Here is a 20,776-nt window from a genome sequence, read left to right as displayed (position 1 = left end):
GTGGCGGAGCGCGAAGTCCACCAAAGATCGGCTAAGTAAGCGCAACATGCCCCGCCGTGCGGATCTGCCGCCGTCGGCTGCCGGGCGGCCGGACCCGGCCACGGCCTGCGTCCCGTGGGCCAGCGTCGAGATTGTCTCTCCTCATGACCCGCAAGCCCGATACAGCTGGAAACTGACCGCGGGCGGGACGAAGAGCTGGATCGGCTACCGCGATCACCAAAGCGAGATCTGTGCCGATGTCGGACCGAACGTCATCGTGCATGTGATGACCCGGCCCGCTCCCGAGCAGGACATCGACGTGCTTGACGTCATCCACCAGGGCCTGGCCCGACAACAGTTCACCGACCTGGAGCACTTCGTCGACGCCGGCTATGTCACGCCCGAGTCCATAGACCAGGCCGCCCGGGCCCATGGAATTACCTTGACCGGTCCGGTCCGTGCCGACCCCCGGGCCGAGGGCCATCCCGGCTTCACCAAGGCCGACTTCATCCCCGACTGGCAGGCACGCACTCTGACATGCCCCGCGGAATCGCCGGCCATCCATGGAATCCCACCGTTGGTGACGAACATCAGCGGCTGTCCGTGTTGTTTCCCAAACCCGCCTGCCGGGCCGGTAAAGACCGGCTCGACTGCACCGGAAATACCGACGGCCGCGCCCGCCACATCACCCTCCTGCTTCAGCCCCTGCAAGAGATCCAGACCCGGGTCCGACGCGAGCAGGACACCGAGCGATGGCAGCGCCACTACGCCATCCGCGCCGGCTGCGAGGCCACCGTCTCCGAAACCGTCCGCGCCCACGGCCCGCGCAACTGCCGCTACCGGGGCATGGCGAAGACCCACGTGCAGCACGTCCTCACCGCCGCCGGAGCCAACATCATCCGACTCAGCCAACACGGCCTGCCCGACGGCGAATTACCGGCCCAGGCCAGGCCCGTCAGCCGGTTCCGGCAAGTCTGCCGAGACCTCAACTCATAGAGATCACCAACAGCATCCCGAAAGTGAGCCAGGGCCGTTGGTTTTACACTCGCCTACACAGACCCTCCGCTGTCCGAACGTGATCGTTGCGTGTCGGTTGGTCAGGCATGAACTCCAGGCGGCAGCGTGAGAGTTCGAGCATTCGTGTGCTCGTCTCGCTCGTGGAGGCAGAGGGTGGCGCCGGTGCTCGGTTTGCTGGAGGCCCGGGAGAAAAAGATCCGGGAGGAAGTGGCGCGGTTGAAGGCGGCACCGGATGCGGCGGAACGGCAACTGGAGCGGCCGGCCGATGCGCGGATGACGGCGGCCGAGGTCCTGGCCGAGCCTGGTGATGAAGCCGCCGTCGTACTGCCGGTCACGGTGGCCGGCCGATCGTGCCGCGCTGCGCCGAAGGGCTCGCGGTGGACGTACTCGCCGCCGGGTATCAGCAGCTCTCGACGGTGCCTGGCGGCCTGTAGACCGTCGGCGGGATACGAGTGAAGCCGTCGGCGGTGGCCTTGGACGGGAAGTTGACGCCGTCGCGTATCGACGGGGTGCGCTCGCGGGTGAAGCGGCCTGCTGAGCGGGGCCGGGTCCGGGAGGTGCGGCCGAACGTGTTCACCGTGGCAACGGAGACGACGCCGGTATGTCGCGGGATGAAAGCGCCCCGGCGGCGTCCGGCCAGGCGTCCATCGACCGGTACGCGGATGGCGTCTCAGACGGACGGCGGGACCGTGAAGTTTTCACATGCTGAACAGCCATCACGCCAGGGCCGTGAAACATCCTGACGGCCGGATTCCCCCCATGAGCTCAACTCGAAGTGCTCCGACGGAGTGGTCGCCGTGCGTGGTGGGGTGTGGCGTGACGCGGATGGGGGTCCAATTCCCCTCAACTGCTTGCCGGAAGTTCACACAAACGTGAGGGAGCATTCGTGTTTCAGAGCAGACCCCTCCGGCGCTCAGTCGGCGTGGCCCCCATCGCGCTCGCAGCCTCGGCGGTGGTGCTCGGCACCGCCGTCCCGGCCGCCGCCGATGCGAACGGCATGACGAACCAGCCGTCCACAGTCACCATCGCTCCGGGCGAGACCGGCACCGCGAACTGGACCGTGCACTATGACGGATCGCGGACCCCCTCCATGATCAACATGAAGCCCACCGGCTCCAAGGCCTCCTTCAACGCTCCGGGCGACAGCACCTTCCCCGCGCAGTCCACCGTGCCGGTGACGTTCAAGTCCGAAGGCGCGGACTGGGGCAGCAACAACCTCCCCTCGCTGACCGGTTGCGACGTGGTCAACGGCGGCAAGCGGCTGGTCTGCGACCTCGGCACATCCACCGGCTCGGGTTGGTCCTGGCCCAAGAACACGTCCTACCGGTTCACACCGAAGGTGACCGTCGACGCCAAGGCGCCCACGGGCACCACTCTGGAGCCCGGAGGAAGCCTGATCACGCTGAACGCGGACGGAGGCAGCATCGCAGTCGCTCCCGGCACACTCGACGTCGCCACCCCCAAGTCCAGTACCCCGACGCCCACGCCGTCGTCCAGCACCAACGACGGCGGCAAGCAGCCCGACCACAGTGCCAAGCCGCACGTACCGAGCGGCGCGGTGGCTGCCGGCGCCGAGCACCCCGATGAGGCCGGACCCGGCACGGCCGGAGCGGTCTTCGGTGCCGGCGGAGTCGCGCTCGCACTGGTCGGAGGGTGGCGGGTGCTGCGCCACCGGAGGGGTGCCAGGCGCCACTGACATGCCCACCCTTCCTCCGGGGCGGGGACGTGCGAACCTTCTTTCGCGCCGTCCCCGCCCCATCCCCTTGCGGACCGTGGCACGAGTAGCCTCCGCCACCGTTCTCCTGACGGCACTGTTCGCGTCGGGCACGCAGCACCCGCCCGCAGCGGGCCCGACCGACGACGCGGCGCCGCCCCGCCCGAGCCCTTCCCCCGCCGCATCACCGGCCGGGCTGCCGGCCGCGCAGACGCCGGTCCGCGTGAAGGTGCCCTCCCTCAAGGTCAATGCCCGCATCGAACCGCTCGGCCTGAACAAGGACAACACCCTCCAGGTCCCGCCGTTCGCTCGCGGAGGCAACGTCGGCTGGTACTCCCTGGGAGCGGCCCCCGGCACCGTCGGACCTGCCGTCCTCGTCGGGCACAAGGACCTGCCCGGCGGAGCCGACGGGGTCTTCGCCCGCCTGGACGAAATCCAACACGGGGCGACCGTCGCCGTCACCGACCGGGCAGGCCAGGTGCGGAACTTCAGCGTCACCCGCATCCGCACCGTCGGGAAAGGGAACTTCCCCACCGACAAGGTCTACGGCCCCACTCGGCGCCCGGAACTGCGGCTCATCACCTGCGGTGGCGCGATCCGCAAGGGGCACTGGGACTCCAACGTCATCGCCGACGCGATCGCCCGCCCAGCACCCCGTGCCCACTGACACGTTCAAACCATCGACGACAGGCCCGACGCCTACCGGGAGATCCGCGACCTTAGTGAGGCGCGGCACCGGGGTGCGAGGCGACTTCGGTGGTCCGGGCCACGGGAAGCGGGAGCGCCGGCGTACCGCATCGGCCGCCCGAAGGAGCTATTGGGCCGGATACGGACGCGCGGTGTCATGAGGTGAAGGCGGCGATCAATGACGGCAGGAAGCACGGCATTGGGCTGGAGCAGCGACACGTCGGCCGGCGCGACTAGTCATCGGCACTGCTGGTGGGGCTGCGGCGTCGGTCTTTCTGGGAGTGACGCACCAGCTCGCCCGCGGCGAGAGTTACTGTCGCTACGCCGCGGACCCAGCGGGGCCCGCCGCGCCCCGCCCACACCACACATGCACACCCACCGACGGTGAGCACCAAGATGCCGAGCAGCACCAGAACAATCATGTTCCACCTCTCCGCGCCCAGTCCTGCAGTCTTACTGATCGTCTCAGGTCTGGAGAGCCCCAGAGGATGTCCGAGCGCCGGCGTGCGGTCACAAAGCTGGAGGCCGCGGCTCGGTCTCGCAAGATTCGCAGACTGATGCGCTGCCCTTCGTCCTCGACGTGCCAGGCGTTCATGCCCTGGCAGGTCCTGGTGCCGCGGACCACGGACCCTGCCTCGTCGGCACCCCGTAGGGGGTTCCGCCCGTTTCCGAAAGAATGATGCCGCCGTCAATGATTCCGGCCGTGGAGGCGGCACGCAGCCAGTCCGGATACTCGCCCATGAGTTGGTCGTAAAGGACTGCGTCGGGGATGAGCTTGGGGTCTTTGCCTGCCGGGAAGAAGCCGGCGTTGTCGACGATCCGCTTCTTCGGTACGGCCAGCTCGTCGAGCTTGTGCAGGAACTTGAACTCGTCGTCGCCGTAGCCGATGAACTGCCAGAAGATCGGCAACTTGGCTGCTTTGCACAGGGTCTGTTCGGCAGCGCGGCGGGAGTCGGGGGAGCCGTCGGTCTGGAAGATGACGAACGCGGGCGCCTTGGCGTCGCTGTCGAGGTAGTGGTTGATGACGGCGTCCATGGCGGCGGCGTAGTTCGTGGTGCCCAAGTGGCCGAGCGCTTCGTGGAGTTTCGCGATCCGGCCGACGTAGTTGTCGAGGCTGATGTCGACGGCGTCGTGGGCCTCGGTGTCGAAGAAGACGAGGGGCACAACTCCGTCGTCGTCCAGGTTCGCGGACAGGGCGAGGGCCTGTTCTGCGAGGTGCTGCATGCTGCCGTCCTTGTAGTAGCGGCGCATGCTTCCGGACCGGTCGAGGACGAGGTAGACGGCGGCTTGTCGCCCAGTGAGGCCCTGCTTCTGCAGGGAGACGGCGGCCGTCTTCGTGAGGCTGACGAGTCCGGCGGGCATCTTCACGTAGTCGATCGGCATACGGGTGTGCTCCTTGCGTGGTCGTGGGTGGTTGACGCCTGGAAGGGCCGGATGGTTGTGGTGAAGCCGGCTCCACGCCTGTCGGGCGCGGTTGATCCCCGACGCGATGACGGCGTCCGAAGGCCGCGGTCGACCATGGTCGGTCGGCGAGCCAGACGGCGTTGCGTTCGTCGCAGGCGCCGACTTCAATGCCGACGGTGTGGAGGGCGTCGCGCGGCATGGCGTCCTGATCGTCTTACAGACTCCGGAGGCCACGGCGCGGTCTCGTAAGACCCGCAGGCTGATGCGCTGACACTGTCTGAACTTGAGCATCCGCCCAGAGGCGTCATGCAGACTGGCTGCGGAGAAATGAGGGGAATCATGGGGTTCGGGTTTCGTGTCGGTGTGCCAGGGATGAGCGTGCGGGTCTCGACGCGCGGTGTGAGGACCTCCGTCGGTCCGCGGGTCGCGCGGGTCAGCGTCGGTAGCGGTGGTGCCCGGATCTCGTCCGGGCTCGGCCCCTTCTACGCGTCGAATTCACTGAGCAACGGTCGACGACGGTCCAGCACGCACCGCTCCCCGCGTGCACGGACGACCGCCCCGTCGGCCACCGCACTGGACCGGGCGCGTCGGCAGGCGGAGCGGGCCCAGCAGGAAGCGGAACGCGACGCGGCGATCTCACAGTTGCGCGAGCTGCGGCGCCAGACGACCAGTGTGCATCTGCAGTCGTTCCCCGAAGCCCATCCGCCCGTCCTCCCGGAGCCGCCTCAGCTGGGTTTCCCGTGGGCGCTCGCCGAAGCCCGCACCTTCCACCTCCAAGGTGTCGGCCGGCTGGCCCGCACACAGCGGGCCGCCGCCCGGCAACGGGCGGAGCAGGACGCGCCCGCCTACCTGTCCGCAGAGCTCGCCCGACTGCACGGGATTCAGCGGCAGTTGGAAACCGAAGCGGAGCAGTGGTGGCGGGCTCTTGTCACCAACGAGGAGGACACGGTCTGCGAAGCGGTGAACACTGCCTTCTCGGACAACCCGGCCGCTGGTTGCGCCGTCGGCGTGGACGGCACGGTCATGTCGGTCGTCATGCGGCAGCAGGATCTCGATGCGATGCCGACCCAGACTCCGGCGATGACTCCCGCCGGGCGCCCTACCTTGAAGAAGCTCGCCAAACGGGACCGCGTCCTGTGGTGGCTGACGGCCATGGGTTCCAACATCGTCGCCACTCTCAAGGAGGGCTTCGCCACAGCGCCGGGCATCACGGCCATCGACCTTGCCGTGCTGACCCGCCTGCCCGACACCCAGCGCCTCGGATTTGTCGCCTACGGCCGCTGGACCCGTCAGGCCGTCGAGTCCACGCCCTGGCGCACACCGGAAGACGCGCTGCGCTTCCTCGACATCGGCCAGGACGTCTCCTGCGCCGTGGCCACCACCGCGTCGGGCAATCTCTCCAGCACCATCAAGCCCCTGGACACGGCCCGCGTCGCAGGCCTCCAGGAATTACTGGATCACGCCCAGGAAGAATCCGACTCCGCCGAGAGCCCGCTCGCGGGCCTCGACATCGCCCTCGGCTCCATCGACCCGGCCAGCGGCCAGGTTCCGGCCGGCGACCCGTTCCGCATCAGGTCGTTCACCGAGTGGAAGCACGCGGCGTCGTCCGAACCGCTGCCAGAACCGGCGCCCGGGCCCGCCGCGACCGTACTCGTCCCCGGTCAGACCGTGCCGCTGCCCGAAGATGCCTGGCAGGGACTGACCATCACGTTCGCTTTCGCCGGCGCGGACGCGGATCTGACCCTGCTCCTGACCAGCGCCGAGGGACGGGTTGCCGCGGACGACGACTTCGTCTTCTACCACCAACCCGCCGCGGCCGGTGGCGCCGCGCGACTGTTGGGCAAGCAGCAGGACGGGCCGCAGACCGTGGAACGCGCCACCCTGCACCTGGCCGCGCTCCCGCCCCGGGTACGCCGCGTCGCCGTGGCCATCAACATGGACGTCGACACCGGGCTGACCTGCGACGCCCTCACGCACACAACCCTGCGCATCGAGGCCGCCACCGGGACGGCCTGGTCGTTCCAGCCACCCGCCGATCCCGGCATCCGCGCCATGGTCGTCGCCGAGCTGTACCAGCACCCCCTCGACGGTCGCACCGCCTGGAAACTACGAGCCGTGGGCCAGGGCTGGGCGGACGGCCTCGACGGTCTCGCCCGAGCCCACGGGGTCGACGTCGAATAGCCCCTCCAAGCCCGACCTCCCGCGGGCCTGGCCTCACCTACTTGCGCCAGTGCCCTCCGGCGCAGGTGTCGACCGAACCATTTGACGGGGAGACGGGACCAAAGACCTGCCTTTCAGGCCTTTATGCCCCGCTGAGGCGGCATGCGGAATACCTAACGTGGAGTGGCCGACTCCCGCCCACACGCGGAACAGATCTCCGTAAACCAGCAATGAAGACGCACCACTCCTCAGGTGAAGTGGTAGATACATTGCCCCACTTGACGCCTTGAGGGTCCCTCCGTGTCGTTTGCCGCCCCACCCCATCCGTACGCTCCACCGCCGGCACCGGGCCCGCGCCCCCGTCGGTGGTGGCAGCACCCAGTCCTGGTGATCGCCCTGCTGGTGGTCCTCCCGCCCCTCGGTGTCGTGCTGGTCTGGCTCACCGGGTGGCGCCGGGCGGCGAAGCTCATCGCCACAGCCGTCGCCGCTCTCTGGTTCATCGCGCCCCTCGTCTCCCCCAACAACGACACGGGTGACGCGGCCCCCACAGTGGCCTCTTCCCCGGCAGCCCAGCAGGAGAAGCGCGCGTACACGAAGTTCGCCGACTACACGAGCATGCCCCTGGACGACGCCAAGCGCGCCGCCACCGACGACGGCCTCACGACGACCTCGCACGACGCCTCCGAGCAGGACGCCGGACAGTGGGACGACAGTGCTTGGACGGTCTGCTTTCAGAGCCCCACCAGGGTCAAGTCCGACACGACGCCGGGGTCCACCACTATCGACTTCGGGGTGGTCCGCACCGGCCTTTCGTGCCCGGCCGCCGACAATCAGGCCGTCGACTACAAGGAGATGCCGGACGTCGTCGGCATGACCTACGCGGACGCCGAGAAGAAGATCATCGACGAGACGGCGATCACCACCATCTCCGCGCCCAGCGCCTATCTCGACGTCGACGACCCCGCCCACCCGGATGCCTGGAAGGTCTGCACCCAGAGCCCCGAGGCCGACACCAAGGTCACCCGCCCGGACAGCACCAGCGTGGAGTTGGACGTCGTCAAGGCAGGCACGGCATGCCCCTCCGGCGATGACCTCTACCTGCACGACCACGAGCACAGGGACCGGCACACGGACACCGGCACGAGCTCCTCCGGCTCGAATGACTCCAGCTCCAATGACTCCCCCAGCGTCTCCTACGACAACTGCACCGCCGCGCGTGCGGCCGGCGCCGCTCCGATCCACCGTGGCGAGCCCGGCTACGCACCCCACCTGGACCGCGACGGCGACGGCATCGGCTGCGACACCTGACCTGCCCCACCCTCGCCGAGCTCTCACACAACAAACCCCGACCGCGAGGTATGCACGACATGTACAAGGGCCACAACGGCACCATCGAGATCCACGGCGACCAGCTGGTCCTCACCCGCACCGGGGCCGGGGCCCGCATCAGCCGCCAGACCGTAAAGCACCGGAACATCCCCCTGGCCGCAATCAGCAGCGTCGACCTGGTGCGCGCCAACATCGCGAAGAACGGCCGGCTGCGCCTCGGCCTCGGCGGCCAACCGCTGCCCACCCTGGACGCCGCCGCTGCCGCGTCCGAGCCCAACACCGTGATCTTCACCCACGGCCAGCGCCATGCCTTCGGCCGCCTCTACGACTATCTGCGCTCGGTCACGGACCACAACGACACCCACGCCGTCGACTGCGCCGCCGCCTACGCCCAGTGCGACGACGCCCTGCACACACACCACAACGAGAAGGCCACCAAGATGGCCGCACGGATCGGCACAGCAGCCGAACGCGAGGACATCCTCCGAGCCGCCGCCCGCCTCAACTGGACCCTCGGCAGCAAACGCGAGATCAAGAAGCTTCCCGAACACCTCACGCCGGGCGAGACCGTCCACTTCATGGCCTCCGGCAACTACGACGACGCCACCGGCCTCGTCGTCCTGACCGACCGCCGTGTCCTGATGCTGCGCCACGGCTTCACCGGCAGCCGCCTGGCCGACTTCCCGCTCGAACGCATCAGTTCAGTGCAGACCAGCTCCACGTTCGGCCTGGGCACACTGACGATCCACGTCTCAGGCAACATCTCCACCATCAAGCACATCAGCACGCGCGATCTCGGCCCCCTGGCCGACGCCATCCGCACCGAAATGGGCAGGATCACCGACTCGGCCATGGCCCGGACCACAGCACCGGCACCCACGGCCTCCCCGGCACCGCCCGCACCGCAGGCCGACGTCTTCGCGCAGATCACCAAGCTGTCGGAACTCCACGCCGCCCGCATCATCGACGACACCGAGTTCCAGACCAAGAAAGCCGAACTCCTCACCCGCCTCTGACTCGAGAGACCTCTCGACCTACCCACCACCGAACGCGGACACGGACGCGGCATCGTGCGAGGACAACAGCGCACCCGGGAAGGGTGGGTCTACTGCGCAGCGGTCCTGGACGCGGTCAGCCGCAGGATCGTGGGCTGGTCCATCGATTCACGACAGGACTCCACTCCCGTGGTCAACGCGTTGGACATGGCCATCCGTAACCGCCGCTCCGAGCCGGGCGGGATCATTCACGCCGATCACGGCGCCCAGTTCACCTCCTGGGGCTTCGGGGAGCGGATCCGGTCCGCCGGCCTTCTGCCGCCGTTCGGCACCGTCGGGGACGGCTTGGACAACGCGATGATGGAGCCGTTCTGGTCCTCCATGCAGATCGAGCTGCTCAACCGCAGGCGGTGGAATACCGGGGTCGAACTGGCCAACGCGATCTTTGAGTTCATCAAGATCTTCCATAACCGCCAGAGACGACACTCAGCTCTGGGCTGCCGCACCCCCATCGAGTACGAACTACTCCCCGAGAACGACACCATCCCGGCTGCCGGTTGGTCACCGAGCCTGGAGCCCAAATAGTGGGGCAGGTCAAAGGAGATGCTGGTGCGGCGACGTTCAGCGGGCCACCGGTGGGCGGTGAACCGGTAGCCCCTGATCGTACTGAGCGTGCGGCCGTGGTCGGCGGGGCCTGTCATCCGGAGAGTCCGCCTGCGGTGAGATCCAACTCCAGACCTGACCGCAAAAGACAGTTGGCTACCCGATGGTGACCGGACCGCCCCATGCGCCGAGCACCGATCCGCCCGGTTGACCATCCTGCTTCTTTCCCCCGGCGCAAAAGCTCGCAGACCTGCTGAGTCTCAGAGCGGAAGTGGTGGTGAGCTGGGGGCCTGGGTGGTGTGGTCGCTGCGGTCGGGTCGAAACGGGGCGAGGAGTGGGTGTTTCGCGTCCGTGAGTATCTCGTCGGCCAGGAGGAGGCCCACGATTGCGCACAGGGTCACTCCGCTGTGTGTGACGGCCTCGTAGTATCCGTGTACTCCTGCTGCTGATCCGAGGGAGGGGAAACCGTCCCAGGGGATGGGTCTCCAGCCGACGCGCGCGTCGGCCGGCTCCGCATCGGCCAGCTCCGGGACAACTTCTCCGGCCAGGGAGCGTAGTTCTTCGATGTGCGAGGGCTGTGCGTAGCCGGTTGGGCCCAGCTTGTTGTCGACGATCCGGCTGTGGATGAGGACTTTGTGTCGTCCGTCTACGCGGATCTCCACGCAAGGTGCGTGCATGGCCTGCCGGACGGGGGCGGTCGTGCAACGGAGGCGGGCCACGAGGCCGGGCTCTTCGATCAGGCGAAGTTCCCGTCCGATCATTTTTGCTACGAGGTCACTGTGTGGGCCTGCGGCGTTGACGACCGCGTCGACCGGGTAGCTGGTCGCCCCGACCGTGACGTCAGTGATGCGGGTCCGGTTCACCCCAACAGCCTTTACGGGTCTTCCCAGTAGGGCGGTGGCTCCGTGTGCGACAGCGAGCGAGGTGAGCTGTTTGGCCAGCCGTGGAGCGTCGATTGACGGCTCGGTCGGGAAGTGCGCCACAGGGTGATGGGGGTCCGGGAACCGTACGTGTGGCTCGATGGCGTCGTTTGCGTGCCGGGCGGTCACGATCTCGGCGGGGTAGCCGCGTGCGGCGAGGGCGGCGACTCTGCCACGGAGCTTCGCCGAGTCGGCTTCGGCCGCGGCCCAGCGCAGGTGTCCGGTGGCCAGCACCCATCGTGTACCGAGGTGGTCGGCCAGCCCCTTGAGCTCGCGCAGCCCGTGCTCGCGCAGGGCGAAGTACGCGGGATCTTCTACGCTGCTCGCGTTCGCCCACGCGAAGCTGCACCTGCTGGTCGCTTCCCCGGGCTGGCCTGAGTCGACCAACAGCACTTCCGTGCCCCGTTGCGCGAGCCGCCACGCTATTGCGCTCCCGATGACACCGGCACCGACGACTGCGACCTTCATCCGCGTCCCCTCCTGTTCCCAACTACCCTGTCTGCAGAGGGCATGCACCGGCGGAGGCCACTGCCGCGGCCCGGACGGCCCGTAGGTCCTGGCTCGCTCGCGCGTCCTCGTGTCGGGTCACCGCCGGTCCCGCAATCCCGCGCGGGCCAAGAGGCTCTCGGCCATGCGTCGCGCGACAAGGACCGGCCGTGCCCTCCACCATGACACGGGCACTGGAGCCGTCCAGCAGAAGCAGCAACTCCTCTGCCATAGGGCCGGGTTCGTCCGCTCCTGCCTGCTGGGCGAGGTCGGCGAGCACCTCGTGCCACCAGCGCTCGTGGCGGCGGACGATATCCCGCGCCTTGTCGTTGTCCAGGCCGATCAGTTCGGGCGCCGCATTCAAGTTCCGTCAGGACCGCCCGTACCTCCAGCCGTCCTGCACAGCTGGACACAGACCACCACGCGCACCACCGACGACAAGCCGCTCGTCGAGGAGAACACCGACAGCGACGGACACGGCCACCCACCGTGCCGGCATCCGGGATCCCGCCGCCGACCGACGCACGTCGTCGAAGACCACGAAGGCCGCCTGGTTCGCCAACGCGCTCCACGCGCGCGGCTATCCGGTCAAGGGGTTCGATGCGGACCTCTCGCACCAGTGGCAGGGACTGGCACGCCGCGAACGGCTGGCCGTTCCCCGTGTTCGGTGCGGCGTCCCGCATAGCCCACCAGAACATCCGCGAGGCCCTCGGTGCCGAGGACATCGCGGTGGTGGACGTGGGCCACATTGAGGAGCATCCGGACGTTGCCCGGTCCGTCGTACGCATCGCCGACCTCGTCCTCGTCAACCTCGTGCCGACCGCCTCGGACGTCGAGCGCCTGACGAACCTGCCGCTCGGCGGGTTCCTCGACGACGTGAACAGCCTGCGGGACAGCGACGTTCCTACGGTGCTCCTGACGCGCTGCCAGCCGGGCACGCGCGCCACCAAGGAGACCCGCGACGACATGACCGCCTCCGGGTTCACGGTGCTGTCGACGATGATTCCCTCCGTCCAGCGGTACGCGCAGACCGGCGCCGGCTTCCCCCTCGACCCGAGCGGCTCCGCCCATGCCGCCCTCGCCACGGAACTCAAGGATCAGGGGGTTCTGTTGTGAGCCGCCCGAAGATCGGCTCCACGGCGCCCGCTGCTCCCGCGCCCGGCCAGATCGCCCAGGGCCGCCACTACGAGCGCGTACGCCTCGACGATCTTCCCGACCCCGACCCCGACCCCGACCCCGACCCCGACCCCGTCGACGTCGGCGACAAGTCCGGCGCCCTCGACCAGGACGAGAGCGAGCTGCTGGGGCTGTGCGAGCGGGCCGTACAGCCCTGGCTCGATGACACGGTGGTCGTCGCGAAGGCCATGGCGAACGTGCGTGACCGGCGCCGGTACCGGGCCACCCACACGACGTTCGAGGAGTACGTCGACGAGCGGTTCGACAAGGGCCGCCAGTGGGCCTACCGCGGGATCGAGCGCTACCAAGTGACGCTGGCTCTCTCGCCGGCTGGCGACAAACCCGCCGAGCCGCTGGAACTCTTGCCCGGCGCGCACACCCGCGAGATCGCCCCCGTGATCAAGCAGCACGGCGAGGAGGCCGGCCGCGTCAAGTACGAGCGCGCGGCAGCCACGGGCAAGGTCACCGGTTCATCGCTGCGCCAAGTTCACGAGGCGGAGATCGTCGAAGACGACCCGAACCCGCAACCGGCCTCCCTCTATGAGCTGTTGTCCGCCGTGCGCGGCGCCTACCAGTTGGCGAGCAGGGTGGAGAACTGATGGCGCGTGCGGCCAACTCTCAGTCAAGGCAGTGGCTACCAGTTCATGTGCCTGGGCATGCCGCACTTCCCGGCGGCATCCATTGAGGGGCAGTCATCGTCGCCGATCGCGATGACAAGCGCCGCGCACAGTGCCAGCGCGACGAGGACGACCACCAGGCCGGTACGGGAGACCATGAAGTGGCTGAAGCGGGTACCCGTGCGGCCGAGGCGCCGGTCGCGCTGCACCGTGGCTCGGCGCAGGTTCCAGACGGCGCAGGCGGCCACGATGATGGCACCGAAGGCCGCGGACACCCAGCCGTCGTGGAAGAGGCCCTGGGCGACGTAGGCGATCATGCCGCCGAAGATGAGCGCGTACATGCTCCGGACCAGGACGTTAATGATCATCTTCGTCCTCGGGGTACGGGTCGGGCATGTAGCGCTCCACGCGCGGCCAGAGCCGGTTACCGGCCCAGAACCCAGCGAACGAGGCAAGCAGCCCGGCCGCGAGGGTCAGCAAGCTCATGCTCCACGCCGCCTGTACGAGAATCCCCACGACGAACCCAAGAACGGCGCCGAAGACGACGATGAAGCAGCCGCTCGCACAGCCCATGGCTTCGTCGGGATCGTCCGTCTGGAACGGCCCGAGCGGCCCGCCAAACCCGCCGGGGCTACTCATCGTCGTTCTCCTTCCGCTTGTCGGCGCGGCGGGCCTTCCGCCAGTCGCGCTTGGAGTAGAGGACGGTGCACATCAGCCCGTAGAGGACGGCGTTGTCCCCATCGCCGCTGATGAGGCCGTAGGCGCCGAAGATGACCACAGACAGGGCGGCGTTCCCTGCGGCAGTCCGCACAGCCGCCCTCATTCGCTGACCTCGTCTTCGTGCTCGGGCCGGTCGGTGTGGCAGAACCACCACCGGTACAGCAGATTGCCTCCGGCGCCGCTGAGCCCTCCACCGATCACATAGGTCCACCATCCGGTGATGAGCCCCACGCCGCAGAGGAAGACGGCGTACACGACGGCGCTCGCCACGGCCTCCCGGACGGTGAGCTTCTTGGGTGGCTCCGGGTAGGCGCCCAAGAACGCCCGCCACCCTCGCCACCACTGCTTCATCGAGGCCCTCCCTCGCGGTCGAGGCGGACGGCCTCGCGGACGTCGTTGATGATGACCACGATGAAGACGGCGCACACGGCTCCCACGACCGCGCACACCCATAGCGGTACGGTCCAGCCGACGTCGCTGCCGCCCGTGGCGCCGCCGTACCCTCCGAAGCCCGCCGCGGCCGCGCCCGGCACCGCCCCAATCTTCTTCAGCCGCTTCTTCATTCGCCCGCCTCTTCCCGCCGCTCCAGGCGCCGGAAGTCGCGCAGCACGAGGACGATTCCGATGACCATGCATGTCCCGGCGACGGCGAGCACCGCAATCTTCCAGGCCGACAGATGAGGGCTGGTCGCGATTTGCCCGAGGCCCGAGACCAGCACCAGAGACTGCCCGCCCACAAACACCCGTCGCTGCGTGCGCACCTTCATCGCCGCCTCCGTACCTCGCGCTGCATGAGCCGGTCGAGACGGGTCAGCAGGGCCCGGCGTCGGGCGAGGCGCTTACGCCGGTCGCGGCGGATCACGCGGATGGCGGTCAAGGCGACGAAGGCGGGCAGGAACAAGTCCCACAACCGCCAGCCGGTCGCGCCGTCCGTGTCCATGGCGTTGCCGATGAAGACGATGGCCGCCCCGACGAGCACGGCCCATTCCGCCCACCGTTCGAGGCCTGCACTCTTCACTTGCGCTTCCAGAGGGCCCAGACGCAGACACCGGCCATCAGGACGAGCAGAGGTATCCCCACCCAGTTCGAAACCGGCTCGCCGCTGATGTACGGCACTCGCCCTGCCAGGGGGATCATGGTTCGCGCTCCGCTTTGTTAGCCCCCCCCGGCTGTCGATGTGTCCGGGGGACGTTAGGCGGCGGTGCGGAGCGGACGGAAATGGATCATGGGGGTTCGTTGTGCATCTCACGCCGGGGGCTACCCGGCCGGCGACTCAGCCGGTCAGGATGGCGACGGTGCCGCCGACCGCGATGAGCGCCGCGCTCAAGCCGACGAGCCACGGGCGCAGCCACGTCATGATGTCGCCTTGGGGCGTGTGGTCGAGAGGGCAGGCGTACGAAGCGTCAGGACGGTGTGGGGCGTCGAGCCAGTAGGCGTCCGTGAGCTGTGCGAAGTCCCGTTCGGTGAATCGCTCGTCCTCACTCATGCACTGTGCAACGGCACGTACGCGCCCCCGGTTATGCCCTGTCTGGCTTCCGGGACCGGGGCTGCGGTTGACGCGCCGTTCCAGGCCGTGGCCCGCACGAGCACCGTGCCGACGTCATGGCCCACGGACGGTTCGATGATCTCGGCTTTCACGTCCCGGAACCCGTGGTGGCGCAGGAGGCCGGCCCACTCGTCGGGCGTGTGGTCGTGGCGCATACGGCTTTGGCGCCGGGTTGGAGTTCTTGGGTGCCGGGCGGGAGGTGGGAGAAGGCGAGGGGGCCGCCCGCGTTCATACGCTCGCGGACCAGGGGCAGGAGCGTGCCGGGGTGCACGAACCAGACGGCGCCGAAGCCAGACGGCTCCGAAGATGGACAGCACCACGTCGAACGTGTCGGCCGTGGTGGTGAGGTAGTCGACGGCCTCGCCATTCGAAAACTCGAGTATGTGCAGATGTCCCCCAGCGTTCCCGCGCGACGGCTTCGCGGCTCGGTGTGACGTCCACGCCCACACCGGCGGCGCCGAGCGTGACGAGGTGGGCGAGGTTGTCCCCGTTGCCGGATCCCAGCTCCAGCACCCGGCGGCCGGCCAGGGGCCCGAGGACGTCTTCGCCGGGGCCGGTGTAGGGGTACTGCGTCCAGTTGATTCGGCGTCGGCTCTCCGCGCCGGTCCCATCGTTTGGCGGTGGGCCACGGGCACTGAAACCGTGCAGCGACCTCTCGGATCCGGACGCCATGGTCGATGACCTGTTGCGCGACTTTGAGCCGGGCTCGCGGGGGCAGGGCGGCGTTCGCCTGGCTTACAGGCTCGGCTCCTTCGTCCGGTGAGATCCAGTGCGGGGCGTCCGTTGTTTTAGCACCCGCAGCGACACCCCGACCGCGGTCAAGAGGCTCGCGGTGCAGAGGCCAAGAGCGACGTGGTATCCCGTCTCGAATGCGCTGCGAGCCGTGTCCTGCATGTGAGCAGGGATTCCTTGCAGGTTTCCGGTCGCGATAGAGGCGGAGCCAGAGCTCGTGTCCCCGAACCGCGAGGTGGTCCAGGTGTGCTGGGTTGCCGCTGCTCCGACTGCGCCGACGAGCGCCAGCCCTACGGCGGTGCCGAGCTGGCGAGAGGAGTTAAGGAGAGCCGAGGCGGCACCTGCGACAGGCCCGGCGACGTCGCGCATGGCCACTTGGGTAATCCCGGGGACCAGCAGTCCGAAACCGATCCCAGCGACCACATAGCCGACGCCCGCAACCGTGAATGGGCTCGTCGGTGTCAATGCGCTCAGTGTGCCCACGCCGAGCGCTCCGGCCGCGCAGCCCGTGGTGACGATGGCCCGTGGCGTGAACCCTTGGCTGAGTTTACCGGCCATCTGCGCGGCAGACAGAAAGGGGAGATTCATCAGCAGCCATGACAGGCCGGTCTGCAGCGCGGACCAGCCCAGCAGGTTCTGGTACATCAAGGTGACGTAGTAGAGCATTCCGCCGAAAGCGAGGTAGCTGGTGAAGTAGATGAAGCAAGCGCCGAGGAACGCTGCGTTGCTGCGCACCGACTTTGGGATCAGAGGATGGCCGGCGCGGTATTGCCATTGCACGAACGCCGCGAGAACGATGCCACCGACGACGAGCGGTACCAGGGTTCGTGCCGGTGCCCAGGGGACGTCGGTCGCGGTGATCAATCCGAGGGTCACCGCTGCCAGACCCACCGAAGCCAGCACGACACCCGGCACGTCAAGCGGCGGCCTCGCCTCGGACGCCTCGGCTGCTCCGGGGACCGTCAGGAGGATCAAGATGACCGTGACGGCGACGATCGGAAGGTTGGCCCAGAAGATGGTTGCCCAGCCGAAGGCCGACAGCAGAAGGCCGCCGAGGATCGGGCCCGCGCCGAAGCCGATGCCCCCGATCGCGGCCCACCAGCCGATCGCATGACCACGCTGTTCCGGTGGGTAGGCGTCGGTCAGCACGGCGAGGGTGAGCGCCAAGATGCCTGCTCCGCCGACGCCTTGACCAATGCGCGCGCCGACCAGGGTGCCCGGATTGGGTGCCAACGCTGCTGCCGCAGAGCAAAGGCCGAAGACGACGAGCCCTGCCAACAGGACAGGCCGGTGGCCAAGCCGATCACCGAGCGCGCCCATCAGAGGGATCAGCGCGGCCAGCCCGAGGGCGTAGCCGCTGACGATCCACTCCAGCGCGCTCGGGGCCGCGTAAAGCTGATGTTGGATCGTCGGGAGCGCGACGTTGACGATCGTGACGTCGAGCTGGATCACAAAGCCGGCCAAGCACAGCGCCGGCAGCGCGACCCACCGCCGGCGGGCACCTACGGTTGTCTGTGATGGGTTCGGGGTCGTCACATCGTGCTCCTGTCACGTTCTCGGCCGTAGGGGTGTCACCGGTACTGACACCCCGCAACACGAGGACGTGACTGATGGACTCCAAACAGCTCAGCCGACGCTTCGATGAGAGCCGCCGGCGACTGACCGCGCTGGCCTACCGGATCCTCGGCGATAGCGCCGATGCTGAAGACGCCGTCCAAGATGCGTGGATCCGCCTCAGCCGCCCGGGGGCCACAGACGTCGACACCGTCACCAACCTCGACGGGTGGATGACCACGGTCGTCTCACGCACGTGTCTCAACAAACTCAGAGCCCGCGCCGCGCGACCCGAAAGCCCGACTGACACCATCGCGCCCGAGCTCCACGTTCGCCTCGGCCAGGCGCTGAACCCGGAGGATCAGGCTCTTCTGGCCGAGCAACTCAGTCTGGCACTGCATATCGTCCTGGAGAGTCTGACGCCACCCGAGCGCCTCGCGTTCGTGCTTCACGACTCCTTCGGAATGCCCTTCAGCGAGATCGCCGGTGTGCTGGGTAAGTCGACCGAAGCGACCCGCCAGCTCGCCAGTCGTGCCCGCAGACGAGTGCACGCAGTGGATTCGGCCGAGATCGAGACCGACCCCGCTCGTCAGCGCAGCGTGGTCAACGCCTTCTTCGCGGCATCCCGAGACGGTGATCTCGACGCCCTTCTCGGTCTGCTGCACCCCGAGATCACGTTCCACGCCTGTGGCGGGGCGACACGGCCCGCTGCGACCGCCACGATCCACGGCCCGGAGAACGTGACCCGACGTGCAGCGGCGTTCGCGAACCCAGAGGCCACCTTCCAGCCGGTCACGGTGAACGGCAGTGCGGCAGTCATCGTCCGCACCGACGGCCGGCCCGTCTCAATCATGGCTTTCGTGATCACGCGCGGCCGGATCGCCCAGATCTACTCGCTGCTCGACCAGTCACGCCTCCAGCATTTGGTCGGCAAGTCCGGATAAGCCACAGGCCAACGCCACGGTTCTACTCACGGTGTCTACGGCCCAATCGTTCGATCAACGTGCCCGATCAGTACAGGTAGTCACCGAGCCTGGAGCCCAAATGGTGGGGCGGGTCAACCGTTGTCCGTGCGTGAGGTGCGGGGAGTGTCTCCGAGCGGGGAGCCACACGAGCACGCCCAGGTTGGAGTGATGCCTGCGTATCGATGGAGGTGTCTTCCCTGTGGGAGCTCCAACCTCTAGCGAGGGATGATCAAGTCGGTGAGCTGGCTGGCAGTCGGCATCCGTCCGCGGTTGAAGACGGCCGCGACGAACAGCGCGTTCGGCGCCGACTGGGAGTCCACCCTGCATCCGCTGGACCTCACGCCGAGCCGGCGCAGGGTCTACGACCGCGTCGGCGAGGACGTGCGACCGCAGGTGTACGCGATGTTCCGGCGCGTACTGGGGATTGGCGACGACAGAAGGGAGGCACCGTCGAGACGCAAACGGGCCCGCGCCATGGCCAGTGCGGTATCAGGCGGTTCACTCGCGTCGGTCTTCACGGTTCTGCCCGCGATCTGGTCCCAGATGGGCAGGGGGTAGGGGGAGGGCACTGCAAGCGTGGCGGCCGCGGCGTCGTTTGTCGCGGTGCCCGCTTTGACCGTCGGCGCACTGCTCGCGGTGGCGGCCGCGGACCGATGGGGGCGGCGCCCTGCCACCCTCGGTACCGCGACGCTGCTCGGACTCAGCGCACTCCTGCTCACGTTTTCCAAGGAGCTTGGGGGCCAGGCCATTCTCGTACTGCTGCTTCTCCTTGTTGCCGTGGCGGGTGGCGAGGTGGCCCTCGCGGTGGTGCTGCTCGCGGAAGCCCGGACCCGGAGATCGCCCGGTACTTGCTGGCGGGCCTGGCCGCCCGATTACCGTCCAGAAGGTAAGCGGTCCGGGACCCGAGCAAGCGGGCACCTACGCGCCGTGATTGAGCGTGAGACAGGAGTACAACGACTCACCCCCAGCCCATTCCGTGTCCGCCGCGAAGTAGAACTCTGCGGGCCGGGAGGGCGCTTGGCACATCGGTATGCTCACCTGCCACACGTCCGCCACCTGCCCGGCCGTGTTGACCAAGGTGTCCGAACACCGGTATGCCGGAGCGTTCGCCAGGAGAACGGCCTCGCGCCGCCCCTCACTCTCCGAGCCCGTGTAGCTAAGGCAGTACGTTGTCCCCGGGTCGCCCCCTGTCGGCGGCGCCACGATCACGAGCACCGGTTCCAGGATCGGCGCGTTCATTTGTGAGGAAGGACGCGAGGGCTCAACCCACGGCGTAGCCGACGTAGTTGTCGGCATTGGCGATGTCGCAGAGGGCGCTGCCTGCTTCGGGGCCGCGTGGCTATCGCGCCGTGAAGTCTGCGCGGCGCGATCGGCAAGGGAAGCAATACCCACTCCGGCCAGCGCGCCTACTCCCCCGACGGCCAACACCAGGCCGGCCAGAAACCATGGCCTTCGGAACGTGGTCGAGGCGACGGCGCGAGGAAGAAGACGCACAACCGGGATGCTGTCGAGGGTGTCCCCGTTGTGGAAGCGGGCAAGGTCGTCCTCGTTATGGAAGCGGGCAAGGTCGTCCTCGTCGGGGCGCGGCGACCGGCCAGTCATGAGATCCCCCTGGTACTCGTGTGTGAGGATGGGAGTCTTCCGCGTAGCCGCGGGCCACGCGCACCGTACGGGCCACTCGGTACAGAGCGGGCGATTCGCGTCGCGAGCCGATCGGATCCGACCTGTGGACGGTCTCAGTGCGTCCAGTCGTCGGGCCCTCCGCCGCGCCACTCGATCATCGCGGAGTAGGCGACGCCCATCTCGCTGAAGGACCGCAGTCCAGCCCCCTGCAGAATCACGGCCACGTCCCCGGCGCAGAACGCCCGGCCGAGGATCGCACCGTCGATACGGACGTGCCGGCCGCCGTCCTCGTCGGGCGGACAGATCACAACTGGCTGCGCAGATGACATGCCGTCATGGTGTGGCGGGCAGTTTCTCCGCGCAGCCTGAGGCGTCCGCGTGGGTGGTACCGCGGAGCGCGATCACTTGCGCAGGGTTACGCGTCGCGGCTTGCCGCCGGTCCGGTTCGCCTAGGACGTCGGCAGGTTGGTCACCGAACCCGCGTCACGGTCACCGTCGCGTACCGCGTCGTGCCGACCGCGTCCTCGACCACCGGGCCTCGTCCGTCCGT

Annotated in this window: 25 protein-coding genes and 1 pseudogene; 12 read left to right on the top strand and 14 right to left on the bottom strand. The window is 68.3% G+C overall.

Going from position 1 to position 20,776, the window contains the following annotated elements:
• Nucleotides 1-516 precede the first annotated feature (516 nt).
• The 4 genes from ACIRHA_RS04690 to ACIRHA_RS04675 all read left to right on the top strand — a co-directional run bounded on the left by ACIRHA_RS04690 (nucleotide 517) and on the right by ACIRHA_RS04675 (nucleotide 3,377).
• Complete coding sequence (locus tag ACIRHA_RS04690; RefSeq protein ID WP_403839802.1) at nucleotides 517-975, top strand: transposase; 459 nt, start codon at nucleotides 517-519, stop codon at nucleotides 973-975.
• 174 nt (nucleotides 976-1,149) lie between these two features.
• Entirely contained in the window at nucleotides 1,150-1,452 is a 303-nt protein-coding gene (locus ACIRHA_RS04685; RefSeq protein WP_403839800.1) for a hypothetical protein, read from the top strand.
• Between the two features lie 430 nt (nucleotides 1,453-1,882).
• Nucleotides 1,883-2,692 carry a hypothetical protein gene (locus ACIRHA_RS04680; protein ID WP_403839798.1) on the top strand — a complete coding sequence of 270 codons (810 nt, stop codon included), beginning with the start codon at nucleotides 1,883-1,885 and terminating at the stop codon, nucleotides 2,690-2,692.
• A 76-nt stretch (nucleotides 2,693-2,768) separates the two neighbouring features.
• Nucleotides 2,769-3,377 carry a sortase domain-bontaining protein gene (locus tag ACIRHA_RS04675; protein WP_403839796.1) on the top strand — a complete coding sequence of 203 codons (609 nt, stop codon included), beginning with the start codon at nucleotides 2,769-2,771 and terminating at the stop codon, nucleotides 3,375-3,377.
• A 253-nt stretch (nucleotides 3,378-3,630) separates the two neighbouring features.
• Here the strand turns inward: ACIRHA_RS04675 and ACIRHA_RS04670 are convergent, their stop codons facing one another.
• The gene (locus tag ACIRHA_RS04670; protein ID WP_403839794.1) at nucleotides 3,631-3,819 is read right to left on the bottom strand and encodes a hypothetical protein; all 189 of its coding nucleotides are present in this window, start codon (nucleotides 3,817-3,819) and stop codon (nucleotides 3,631-3,633) included.
• A 169-nt stretch (nucleotides 3,820-3,988) separates the two neighbouring features.
• Nucleotides 3,989-4,780, bottom strand: a complete 792-nt coding sequence (locus tag ACIRHA_RS04665) for a VWA domain-containing protein (protein WP_403839792.1) — start codon at nucleotides 4,778-4,780, stop codon at nucleotides 3,989-3,991.
• A 393-nt stretch (nucleotides 4,781-5,173) separates the two neighbouring features.
• Between ACIRHA_RS04665 and ACIRHA_RS04660 the strand changes: the two genes are divergently transcribed.
• From ACIRHA_RS04660 to ACIRHA_RS04645, 4 genes and pseudogenes are all read left to right on the top strand, one after another.
• Entirely contained in the window at nucleotides 5,174-6,982 is a 1,809-nt protein-coding gene (locus tag ACIRHA_RS04660) for a TerD family protein (RefSeq protein WP_403842095.1), read from the top strand.
• A gap of 366 nt (nucleotides 6,983-7,348) precedes the next feature.
• Entirely contained in the window at nucleotides 7,349-8,269 is a 921-nt protein-coding gene (locus ACIRHA_RS04655) for an excalibur calcium-binding domain-containing protein (protein WP_403839790.1), read from the top strand.
• Nucleotides 8,270-8,328: 59 nt separating this feature from the next.
• Nucleotides 8,329-9,306 carry a PH domain-containing protein gene (locus ACIRHA_RS04650; RefSeq protein WP_403839788.1) on the top strand — a complete coding sequence of 326 codons (978 nt, stop codon included), beginning with the start codon at nucleotides 8,329-8,331 and terminating at the stop codon, nucleotides 9,304-9,306.
• 72 nt (nucleotides 9,307-9,378) lie between these two features.
• A pseudogene (locus tag ACIRHA_RS04645) lies at nucleotides 9,379-9,870 on the top strand (transposase); the annotation flags it as partial.
• 278 nt (nucleotides 9,871-10,148) lie between these two features.
• On the opposite strand, the gene ACIRHA_RS04640 reads toward ACIRHA_RS04645, so the two are convergent.
• Entirely contained in the window at nucleotides 10,149-11,276 is a 1,128-nt protein-coding gene (locus tag ACIRHA_RS04640) for an NAD(P)/FAD-dependent oxidoreductase (RefSeq protein ID WP_403839786.1), read from the bottom strand.
• A gap of 618 nt (nucleotides 11,277-11,894) precedes the next feature.
• On the opposite strand from ACIRHA_RS04640, the gene ACIRHA_RS04635 reads away from it, so the two are divergent.
• A complete protein-coding gene (locus tag ACIRHA_RS04635) occupies nucleotides 11,895-12,410 on the top strand; it encodes a hypothetical protein (RefSeq protein WP_403839784.1) in 516 nt (171 codons plus the stop codon).
• On the top strand, nucleotides 12,407-13,069 hold the full coding sequence (locus ACIRHA_RS04630) for a hypothetical protein (RefSeq protein WP_403839782.1): 663 nt from the start codon (nucleotides 12,407-12,409) through the stop codon (nucleotides 13,067-13,069). Before ACIRHA_RS04635 ends, ACIRHA_RS04630 begins: the two co-directional genes overlap by 4 nt.
• Before the next feature lie 35 nt (nucleotides 13,070-13,104).
• Here ACIRHA_RS04630 and ACIRHA_RS04625 read toward each other — a convergent pair whose 3' ends face one another.
• From ACIRHA_RS04625 to ACIRHA_RS04580, 10 genes are all read right to left on the bottom strand, one after another.
• Complete coding sequence (locus ACIRHA_RS04625; protein ID WP_403839780.1) at nucleotides 13,105-13,455, bottom strand: hypothetical protein; 351 nt, start codon at nucleotides 13,453-13,455, stop codon at nucleotides 13,105-13,107.
• On the bottom strand, nucleotides 13,445-13,726 hold the full coding sequence (locus tag ACIRHA_RS04620; RefSeq protein ID WP_403839778.1) for a hypothetical protein: 282 nt from the start codon (nucleotides 13,724-13,726) through the stop codon (nucleotides 13,445-13,447). Before ACIRHA_RS04620 ends, ACIRHA_RS04625 begins: the two co-directional genes overlap by 11 nt.
• Entirely contained in the window at nucleotides 13,719-13,898 is a 180-nt protein-coding gene (locus ACIRHA_RS04615; RefSeq protein WP_403839776.1) for a hypothetical protein, read from the bottom strand. Before ACIRHA_RS04615 ends, ACIRHA_RS04620 begins: the two co-directional genes overlap by 8 nt.
• A gap of 8 nt (nucleotides 13,899-13,906) precedes the next feature.
• Entirely contained in the window at nucleotides 13,907-14,158 is a 252-nt protein-coding gene (locus tag ACIRHA_RS04610) for a hypothetical protein (RefSeq protein ID WP_403839774.1), read from the bottom strand.
• Nucleotides 14,155-14,370 (bottom strand): hypothetical protein, encoded by a 216-nt coding sequence (locus tag ACIRHA_RS04605; protein ID WP_403839772.1) that lies wholly within the window; start codon nucleotides 14,368-14,370, stop codon nucleotides 14,155-14,157. The genes ACIRHA_RS04610 and ACIRHA_RS04605 overlap by 4 nt, the downstream gene beginning before the upstream one ends.
• The gene (locus ACIRHA_RS04600; RefSeq protein ID WP_403839770.1) at nucleotides 14,367-14,573 is read right to left on the bottom strand and encodes a hypothetical protein; all 207 of its coding nucleotides are present in this window, start codon (nucleotides 14,571-14,573) and stop codon (nucleotides 14,367-14,369) included. Before ACIRHA_RS04600 ends, ACIRHA_RS04605 begins: the two co-directional genes overlap by 4 nt.
• Nucleotides 14,570-14,824, bottom strand: coding sequence for a hypothetical protein (locus ACIRHA_RS04595; protein WP_403839768.1), 255 nt, complete (start codon nucleotides 14,822-14,824; stop codon nucleotides 14,570-14,572). The genes ACIRHA_RS04600 and ACIRHA_RS04595 overlap by 4 nt, the downstream gene beginning before the upstream one ends.
• Entirely contained in the window at nucleotides 14,821-14,943 is a 123-nt protein-coding gene (locus ACIRHA_RS04590) for a hypothetical protein (RefSeq protein ID WP_403839766.1), read from the bottom strand. The genes ACIRHA_RS04595 and ACIRHA_RS04590 overlap by 4 nt, the downstream gene beginning before the upstream one ends.
• A 136-nt stretch (nucleotides 14,944-15,079) precedes the next feature.
• Nucleotides 15,080-15,292 carry a hypothetical protein gene (locus tag ACIRHA_RS04585; protein ID WP_403839764.1) on the bottom strand — a complete coding sequence of 71 codons (213 nt, stop codon included), beginning with the start codon at nucleotides 15,290-15,292 and terminating at the stop codon, nucleotides 15,080-15,082.
• A gap of 795 nt (nucleotides 15,293-16,087) precedes the next feature.
• A complete protein-coding gene (locus ACIRHA_RS04580; protein WP_403839762.1) occupies nucleotides 16,088-17,620 on the bottom strand; it encodes an MFS transporter in 1,533 nt (510 codons plus the stop codon).
• Nucleotides 17,621-17,694: 74 nt separating this feature from the next.
• Here ACIRHA_RS04580 and ACIRHA_RS04575 point away from each other — a divergent pair, with 74 nt between their 5' ends.
• The gene (locus ACIRHA_RS04575) at nucleotides 17,695-18,582 is read left to right on the top strand and encodes a sigma-70 family RNA polymerase sigma factor (RefSeq protein WP_403839760.1); all 888 of its coding nucleotides are present in this window, start codon (nucleotides 17,695-17,697) and stop codon (nucleotides 18,580-18,582) included.
• Nucleotides 18,583-18,840: 258 nt separating this feature from the next.
• Nucleotides 18,841-19,161 carry a hypothetical protein gene (locus ACIRHA_RS04570; protein WP_403839758.1) on the top strand — a complete coding sequence of 107 codons (321 nt, stop codon included), beginning with the start codon at nucleotides 18,841-18,843 and terminating at the stop codon, nucleotides 19,159-19,161.
• 1,178 nt (nucleotides 19,162-20,339) lie between these two features.
• On the opposite strand, the gene ACIRHA_RS04565 is transcribed toward ACIRHA_RS04570, so the two are convergent.
• Nucleotides 20,340-20,555, bottom strand: a complete 216-nt coding sequence (locus ACIRHA_RS04565; RefSeq protein WP_403839756.1) for a hypothetical protein — start codon at nucleotides 20,553-20,555, stop codon at nucleotides 20,340-20,342.
• Nucleotides 20,556-20,776 lie beyond the last annotated feature (221 nt).

The organism is Streptomyces sp. NPDC102360 (assembly GCF_044766085.1).
Classification (GTDB): domain Bacteria; phylum Actinomycetota; class Actinomycetes; order Streptomycetales; family Streptomycetaceae; genus Streptomyces.
Note: the sequence above shows the minus strand (reverse complement) of the source record. Positions and strands in the feature narration are given on the sequence as shown.